Annotated in this window: 5 protein-coding genes; 2 read left to right on the forward strand and 3 right to left on the reverse strand. The window is 64.7% G+C overall.

Annotation, left to right across the window (positions count from 1 at the left end):
* Positions 1-134: 134 nt before the first annotated feature.
* On the reverse strand, positions 135-308 hold the full coding sequence (locus CAPSK01_RS23985; RefSeq protein WP_273704078.1) for a hypothetical protein: 174 nt from the start codon (positions 306-308) through the stop codon (positions 135-137).
* A gap of 263 nt (positions 309-571) precedes the next feature.
* Here CAPSK01_RS23985 and CAPSK01_RS18915 point away from each other — a divergent pair, with 263 nt between their 5' ends.
* A complete protein-coding gene (locus CAPSK01_RS18915) occupies positions 572-2,776 on the forward strand; it encodes a SulP family inorganic anion transporter (protein WP_034930482.1) in 2,205 nt (734 codons plus the stop codon).
* Positions 2,777-2,901: 125 nt separating this feature from the next.
* Here CAPSK01_RS18915 and CAPSK01_RS18920 read toward each other — a convergent pair whose 3' ends face one another.
* Complete coding sequence (locus tag CAPSK01_RS18920; protein ID WP_034930344.1) at positions 2,902-4,368, reverse strand: formylglycine-generating enzyme family protein; 1,467 nt, start codon at positions 4,366-4,368, stop codon at positions 2,902-2,904.
* A gap of 38 nt (positions 4,369-4,406) precedes the next feature.
* Positions 4,407-6,509 carry an NACHT domain-containing protein gene (locus tag CAPSK01_RS23990; RefSeq protein WP_273704079.1) on the reverse strand — a complete coding sequence of 701 codons (2,103 nt, stop codon included), beginning with the start codon at positions 6,507-6,509 and terminating at the stop codon, positions 4,407-4,409.
* Between the two features lie 339 nt (positions 6,510-6,848).
* On the opposite strand from CAPSK01_RS23990, the gene CAPSK01_RS23995 reads away from it, so the two are divergent.
* Positions 6,849-7,291, forward strand: a 443-nt coding sequence (locus tag CAPSK01_RS23995) for an ROK family protein (protein WP_034930346.1), incomplete at its 3' end; no start/stop codon positions are given.

The following is a 7,291-nucleotide window of genomic DNA, read 5'->3' on the forward strand; positions in this document are numbered from 1 at the left end:
TGTTAACGCTAATTTTTTGGCTTCGTTATCCCGAACTGACGTTAACAGATACTGTCGAAGGCCTGTCAAGACTACCATCTTCTGGGATTTCCAAGCGCGCAATGCCTCTCTCAAGCCGACTTCTTCCCGCCTGGCTAATGGTCATTGCCGTTGCGGCCCCTCGGGTACCTGCCTGGGCCGGGGTCGTGATCCCTGAAGTAGTTGTAACGCCACTGCGTTTCCTGATCGAAGTACTGCCCCGGGAAGCGCAGGTTGATCACCGTCGCCCGTCCGTCGCCATCCGGGTAGTGCCATCCCGAACGGCTCACCGGTCGGCAGGTTGCGCCAGACGACGATATTGGCGTCGTTGGTCGCCACCCGCGGCGTGCCGAGAGGATCGCCGTGCAGGTCCAGCCATCGTCCGCACTGGTGCCAAAAACCTGACCTGCCAGTGACACCGTGATACGATCAATGTTTGCCAGGCAAAGTGCTTGGTCATTTGTCGCTTGTGCCTGAACAAAGGAGGGTGTCGGAAAGAGGGCTTTTTTGATCACAAGAGTCTGAATGGAGGGCCTGTACCATGGATCTGGCAATGAGTTTCAAGAATGACAAGCTGGTCGGCGATTTCTGGGGAGGCCTCGCGGCGATGCTGGTCGCCCTGCCATCGGCGATCGCTTTTGGGGTCACCATTTATGCCTCGATCGGTCCGGCTTATGCCGGTCTGGGCGCACTCGCAGGGATTCTCGGCGCGGCCGCCCTCGGCCTGGTGGCGCCGAGTCTGGGAGGCACCAATCGGCTGATCACGGCGCCGTGTGCACCCGCCGCAGCGGTGCTCTCGGCGTTTGCCATCGAACTTGTCCAACAGGACGTCGACCCGGCGTTCATCGTGCTGCGGCTCACTGCCCTCGGCCTGGTGGCCGGACTGATTCAGCTTCTTCTGGGCTTGATGCGGATCGGCAGCCTGATCAAATACATTCCGTTTCCGGTGGTCAGTGGCTACCTGACCGGGGTGGGCCTGATCATCATTGGCAGCCAGATTCCAAAATTCCTCGGTGTATTCGGCAATCAGTCCTTGTGGCGGACGCTGACCTCACCGCAGACCTGGCAATGGCAGAGCGTACTGATCGGCGGCGTCACGGCGACCGTGATGCTTGGCGCGCCTTTGCTTACCCGCGCTGTACCGGCAGCCATCCTCGGCCTGCTGGCCGGAGTGCTCACCTATTTCGGATTGGCGCACTTCGTGGACGAATCGATGCTGGTCCTTGAAGGCAACAAGCTGATCATCGGGCCTCTTGGCGGTTCCGCCGCAGGCATGCTCGAGGCGGTTACCGGACGTTGGCGGGACATCGGCGAACTCAAGCTCGGCCAGATCGCCGCTCTCATGGGGACAGCGCTGACGCTGGCCGTGTTGCTATCCATCGATACGCTCAAGACGGCCGTCGTGCTCGATGCACTCACCCGCAGTCGCCACGATTCCAACCGCGAACTGATCGCGCAAGGTCTGGGCAATGTCGGCTCGGCCTGTATCGGCGGGATGCCGGGGGCAGGACAAATGGGCGCGACCCTGGTCAATCTGGCGAGTGGCGGTCAGACGCGCATCTCCGGAGTCGTTGAAGGCGTACTGGCGCTGCTCGCGTTTCTCGCCTTGGGAGCGTTCATCGCCTGGATACCGGTCGCTGCCCTGGCGAGCATCCTGATTGTCGTGGGGATCAGGATGATCGACATCAAGAGCCTCCACCTGCTCGAATCCTCGTGGACGATGCTTGACTTCGCGGTGATCATGGCCGTGGTCGCCGTGGCGCTCGCCTACAGCCTGATCGCAGCGTCAGCGGTCGGCATTGCCCTGGCGATGTTCCTGTTCATTCGCGAGCAGTTGATGAGCACGGTCATTCGCCGCAAGGCCAGTGGTAGAGAACGCTTCTCGAAGCGGGTGCGTCTGGGACAAGAGATGGACCTGCTCGAACAGCGCGGCGACCGGACCACCATCCTGGAACTGCAGGGCAGCCTGTTTTTCGGCACCAAGGACCAGCTTTACACGGCCCTCGAGCCTGAATTGAGCAAGCGCAACTACATCGTGCTCGACATGCGCCGTGTCCAGTCGGTTGACGTCACGGCGGTGCATCTCCTGAGTCAGATCAGGGACGCACTGATTGAACGCGAGGCGTTCCTGGTCTTCAGCGGCTTGACGCATACCCTGCCCAACGGAAAGAACCTAGCCGAACTGTTTGAACAGATGGAACTGACGACCAAAACCGATCATGTCAAAATATTCGGAGAACTCGACGATGCGGTCGAATGGGTTGAAGATCAGGTGCTCGCGGAGAAGTTGATGCAGGCGACCGAGGTGCCGCCGCTCGAGATCTACGAAATGGAAATCTTCAAGGACTCGAAGGAAGATTCACTGATCGCGCTTGTCGAGTGCCTCAAACGTTGTTCGGTGGCCAAGAACGAGAAGGTGTTCTCGACCGGCGATGCGGCGGATCGCCTGTTTCTCATACGCAAGGGCGCCGTGCGCATCACCACGCCCGTTCCCGGGACGGGCAGCAGCCGCCACCGCCTGACCTATGGGCGTGGCGATTTTGTCGGCGGCCTGTCCTTCGTCACTCGGGCGGTCAGCTTCAGCGCCGATGCCACGGCGATGGAGGATACCGAACTTTACGTGTTGCACCGGGAGAGCTTCGAGAAACTGTGCGAAGAGCACCGACGGCTCGCCTTTAACCTGATGCAGGCCATTGCCCAGGTGCTGGCATTGCGCCTGAGCTACGCCGACAAGGAACTGCTCGCGATGCAGGAGTAGAAGGGGCTTGGCGCGTCATCGGGGGGGCCGGAAAGATGATCAAGGCCTCCGGGGAAAAGGGAGGGCCACCTAGCTGCGCCTCGCTCGCCAGTCGAACTGGCTGAGCAGCGGCCAGTACGAGCACGTCAGCCGGAGGGTCGCCCGCATCGGCAGGCTGCTCGGCGGCCGGTTGCGCCGGAGCCTGCAGGCATGGCGCCGCGCCTGGGCCGGGGCGGACACGGCGGGCGTTTCGCCTGGCCGTGTCCGTGCTTTGCTATCTGCCCGGCGCGAGCGCTGCCCCGATGGCGCCCTGCCTTGCGGCACGCGCGCGGACCAGACGCGTCTGGCGCTGTTCTTCTTCCTTCGCCTCGGCCGGTCAACCCGCTCGCGCGAATCGGCCGGCATTTCCGGAATGCGTGCGGCACGAGAGTACCGTCGCACCGTTGCGCCTGGCGGCACAACCAGAAGAAGTGGGGAAGAACATGGGACCGGCGCAACAGAACCCGAAAACCGCTGTCATTCCAGTTGTCCGGGGGATTCCTGTCGCGGACGGCGCAGCGGGCGGCGGCCCGTCCACTGCCCCACGAGCCGCCCCGCACGACCCGCAGAATGTCAGCGTCCGCGGAGAGGTTTTCCCGTCCAGCGTTGCGCGCATCGTAGGGGTAGCCGAACTCGGGCTTGTCCCACTCCTTTCCCCACAGGCTGCGCGTCCACTCCCAGACGTTGCCGGCCATGTCCTCGCAACCCAATGGACTGCGGCCACGCGAAAAGCAGCCCGGAGTCGTCGTCTGGCCGATGTCCTCCTCGGCGTTGGCCCGTTCGGCGTCCCACGCATCACCCCAAGGGTACGCGCGCTGCGCTTGCGCGTTCGCTTGCAGCGCGCATTGTGGCGGCGCGAAGCCCTCGGCGAGACTGCCAAGGATCGCGCCGCGCGGGATCTCGATGCCACCACGCGCCGCTTTCTCCCACTCGGCTTCCGATGGCAGCGTCACCTCCCAGCCCGCGGGCAGGTGCGCGCGCCAACGCACGTCAAGCCAGCGGCAGAAGGCGAGCGCGTCGTACCACGACAGCGACGCCACCGGACGATTGTCGAGATCCAGCAATGCTTCGGAAGGGTGCGCGGTGTAGCCGCTGGCTTCGACGAACTGCCGGAACTGCGCGACGGTGACCGGCGATTCGCCGATCCAGTAGTCGTAGTCGAGCGTGTCGTTCTCATGCAGCGGCGCCTTCTGGTCGCCCTCCTGGCCCATCCAGAAGCGGCCGCGTGGAACGAAAACGAAACGCATCGCATCGACTTCGCGCAGGTGGCGGCGCGGGTCGCCAAGCTGCGCCAGCAGGTCGCCGGCGAGCGCGCGTTCGCGCGCCGGCAGCCGCGTGCTGGCGAGCAAGCCCAACTGCCGGTCGCGCACGCGCAGGCGTTTGCGTTCGTGGCGTGCCTGCAGGCTCCGGTTGAACGCGGCGAGGCCGGTCTCGTGCAGCACTTGCGCGGCGAGCAGCGCTCCCCAGTACGCTTCGGCGTCGTCCAGCGCGTCGTCTTCGGCGCAGAGCGCGTCGACGAGCTCCCAGATCGCCGACGGCGACGCTTTCGAACGGGCGGCGGCGAGCAGCGTCACTTCGCGCCAGCGGTTCGGGTCGCTGCGCGCCAGCCGGCTCAGCGTATCGGGGTAGTCGAAACGGGCGAGGTGGCAGGCGGCGAGGTATTCCTGGAACGAACGGTGCGGGAACTGGTAGAGCCCTTCGCCGTGCGAGGTGAGCAGCCCGGCGCGGTCGCGCAGGGGTATTCCTCGAGGCGCTTGAGCCGCACGTCGGGGTCCGACGAGGCGGCGTAGAGCGCGTCGATCAGCGCGCTCTGGCGGATGTCGGCGGTGCCGGTGAGCTGCGGCTGTTGCCGGTGGGCCTGGTAGGCGAGCTGGTCGAGCTGCTCGCGGATGCTTTCGCGTCGGGCCTTGAGCCATTCGCCGAGGCTCGGTTCGCTGACGATCGGCTGGCCGTCGGCGTCGCGGCGAAGCTTGAGGCCTTCCCATTCGTCGAGCAGCATGTCCACCGACTGCGCATAGAGTTCCTCGCGGTTCTCGGGCAGCGATCCGCCACCCTTGCTCTGCAGGCGCGCCATCAGCGTCAGCAGCAGCGGGCGTTCGGCGAGCTCGCGCAGTTCGGGCCGTTGCGTCGCGCGCTTGAGCAGTGCCGCGCGTCCGCTGGCGTCGCTCCCGGTGAGCCGGCAGAGGTCGTTCGCCAGGTGCGCGTACCAGGAGTCGATGAAGCGCTCGATCTGGCCGCGGGTGAACGGCAGCAGTTCGCGTTCGGCAAAGCCGTCGAGCTTCCAGTCCTGGCGCTGGTAGGCGTAAGTGCGGCTGGTGACCAGGAAGCGGCAGCGCGGGTGGATCGCGGCGAAGTCCTGCACCGCCTGCTTGACCTGCTCGCGGCGGCGCAGCGCGTCCGGCACTTCGTCGAGCCCGTCGAGCAGGATCAGGCCGCCGGCGGTCAGCAGTTCGCGTTGCAGTTCGTCGGGGTAGCGCGCCAGCGGTGCCGGCAACTGGCCGACGATGAAGGTCCACAGCGCACCGTCGGCAAGGGACGTGCCCGGCGGCGGCAGGCTGGCGGCGAAGTCGCGCAGCAGCACGCGCACCGGCAGCAGCGCGCCGTGGCGCCAGCGCTGGGGTTCGGGTGTTTTCTCTTTGCTGGCGGCGGCGCGCGCCTGATCGCTGTCGTCAACGGGCAGCGGCTGGCAGAGAAGCGGCAAGCTGGTTGGCTGTCCGCCGAGCAGCTCGCCGGCCATGCACAGCGCGACGAAGTTGAGAAAAGTCGTCTTGCCGCTGCCGGGGCCGCCCATCAGCACGAGCAGGCGTTCTTCGTCGAGCGCTTCGAGCGCCGACTGGCGTGGCGCGGCTTGTCGATCACGTTCGCCAAAGGCGGATGGCCGCTGGTGCGCCTGGCCACGCCCGCCATGCACCTCGTCGCGCGCATGCCGCGTCAGCAGCGCGGTGTACACCGAAGCGAGCTGCACCGGCCTGCCGCTGTCCGCGGCGAGCAGCGGCAGTTCGTTGGCGCGCCGGCTGAGCCAGTCGAGGTAGCCGCGGCGCAGTTCGGCGGCGCTCGCTCCGGCTTGCGCGGCGACCTGGTAAATCCTGCGCTGGTCGTAGTGGTAAGTGTCGCCGGTGCTGATCTTGCCGGGGTTGTCGCCAACGATCGATACGCCGCGCTTGCCGACTTTCACTTTCTGCGCAGATACTGCTGCGCTCACCGGCGCTTCGCGACGCAGTTCGACGAAACCGGCAGCGGCGAGCTTGTCGAGCTGGCCGTCAAAATGCCGCAGCAGTGCGTCGGTGTTCGAGTAAGGGGTCGGGAAATGGCCGAGCTGATCGAGCTTCTCGCGAAACTCGCGCACGCTGCGCTGGTCTTCCGGCGGGATCTCCGCCGGCTTCCCGGTCTGCTCCTTGAAGTAGGTGAACAGAAAAGGCCGGTTCGTCGCCTGGAAGTGGCCGAAAGCGGTGGCGAATTCTTCGGCGGTGTAGCGACCGACCTTGTTCGCGACGAGCATCACGAAGAGGTCGCAGTCACGGATCGCGCGCTTGTACTGGTCCTGCAGCCGCGTGCGCGACATCGCGTCGAGGAAGTCTTCCCACAGCACCAGTTCGAGGAAGACGCCCTGCGACACCCATTGCTTGTTTTCGCGGCCGACGTAAATTTCGAAGGCGCGGCGGTCGTCTTCGAGCTCTTGCGACGAGGCGAGGAAGATCTTCTTGTTCGTTACCATTGGCTGTGAGGTGGCATATCCGATAGACCGGCAGAAAGTCAACGACGGGAAGGCGAACGACGCGAAAACACCCGGGCATGGCCGCGCCCACCACGCTGACCAGGATTTCCGGGACAGTAGATCTACAGAATTCCTCGTTCCCACACCATCCGGGGCATTGAGCGGTGCAAATTCGCTATACTGTCCTCAGAATTCCCCCTTGGCACGGCGAAGGAACGCGTGAAGCCCATTGACGACGTTCTTCAGCGCTTGTGTTTGCGGACCTTGGCTTGACGCCGGATGAACCCCATGGGGTCGTATGGGCGCAGTGGTACGAGAAATCGTGCGACCTTTCTAATCATGTTACGAATTGGAATCGACCTCGGCGGCACAAAGATCGAACTGATGGCTCTCGATGAGTCGGGTCGCATGCTGCTACGCCGACGCCGGGCAACGCCGCAGGGCGATTATCAGAAGACCGTCGAGGCAGTCGCGGAAATGGTTGAGGCGGTCGAAAGCGAACGTGCGCAAAGGGATAGTCGTGTCGGCGTGGGCATCCCCGGCGCCGAGTCCGCGCTTGACGGCAGAATCAAGAATGCCAATTCCACCTGCCTGATCGGCAAAGCGCTGCGGCACGACCTGGAAGCGCGCCTGCAACGCGAGGTCCGCCTGGCCAACGATGCCAACTGTTTCGCCCTCTCGGAGGCCGTCGATGGTGCCGGACATGGTGCCGAAGTTGTTTTCGGGGTCATCCTCGGGACCGGCGTGGGCGGCGGCATGGTCGTTCACCAGCGCGTACTCAC

The sequence above is a fragment of the Candidatus Accumulibacter vicinus genome (assembly GCF_000584955.1).
Lineage (GTDB): Bacteria > Pseudomonadota > Gammaproteobacteria > Burkholderiales > Rhodocyclaceae > Accumulibacter > Accumulibacter vicinus.

Bases quoted from the DNA above. Each gene is read 5' to 3' on its own strand.
- CAPSK01_RS18915 (WP_034930482.1), top strand. From the start codon at position 572: ATGAGTTTCAAGAATGACAAGCTGGTCGGCGATTTCTGGGGAGGCCTC.
- CAPSK01_RS23990 (WP_273704079.1), bottom strand. From the start codon at position 6,509: ATGGTAACGAACAAGAAGATCTTCCTCGCCTCGTCGCAAGAGCTCGAA.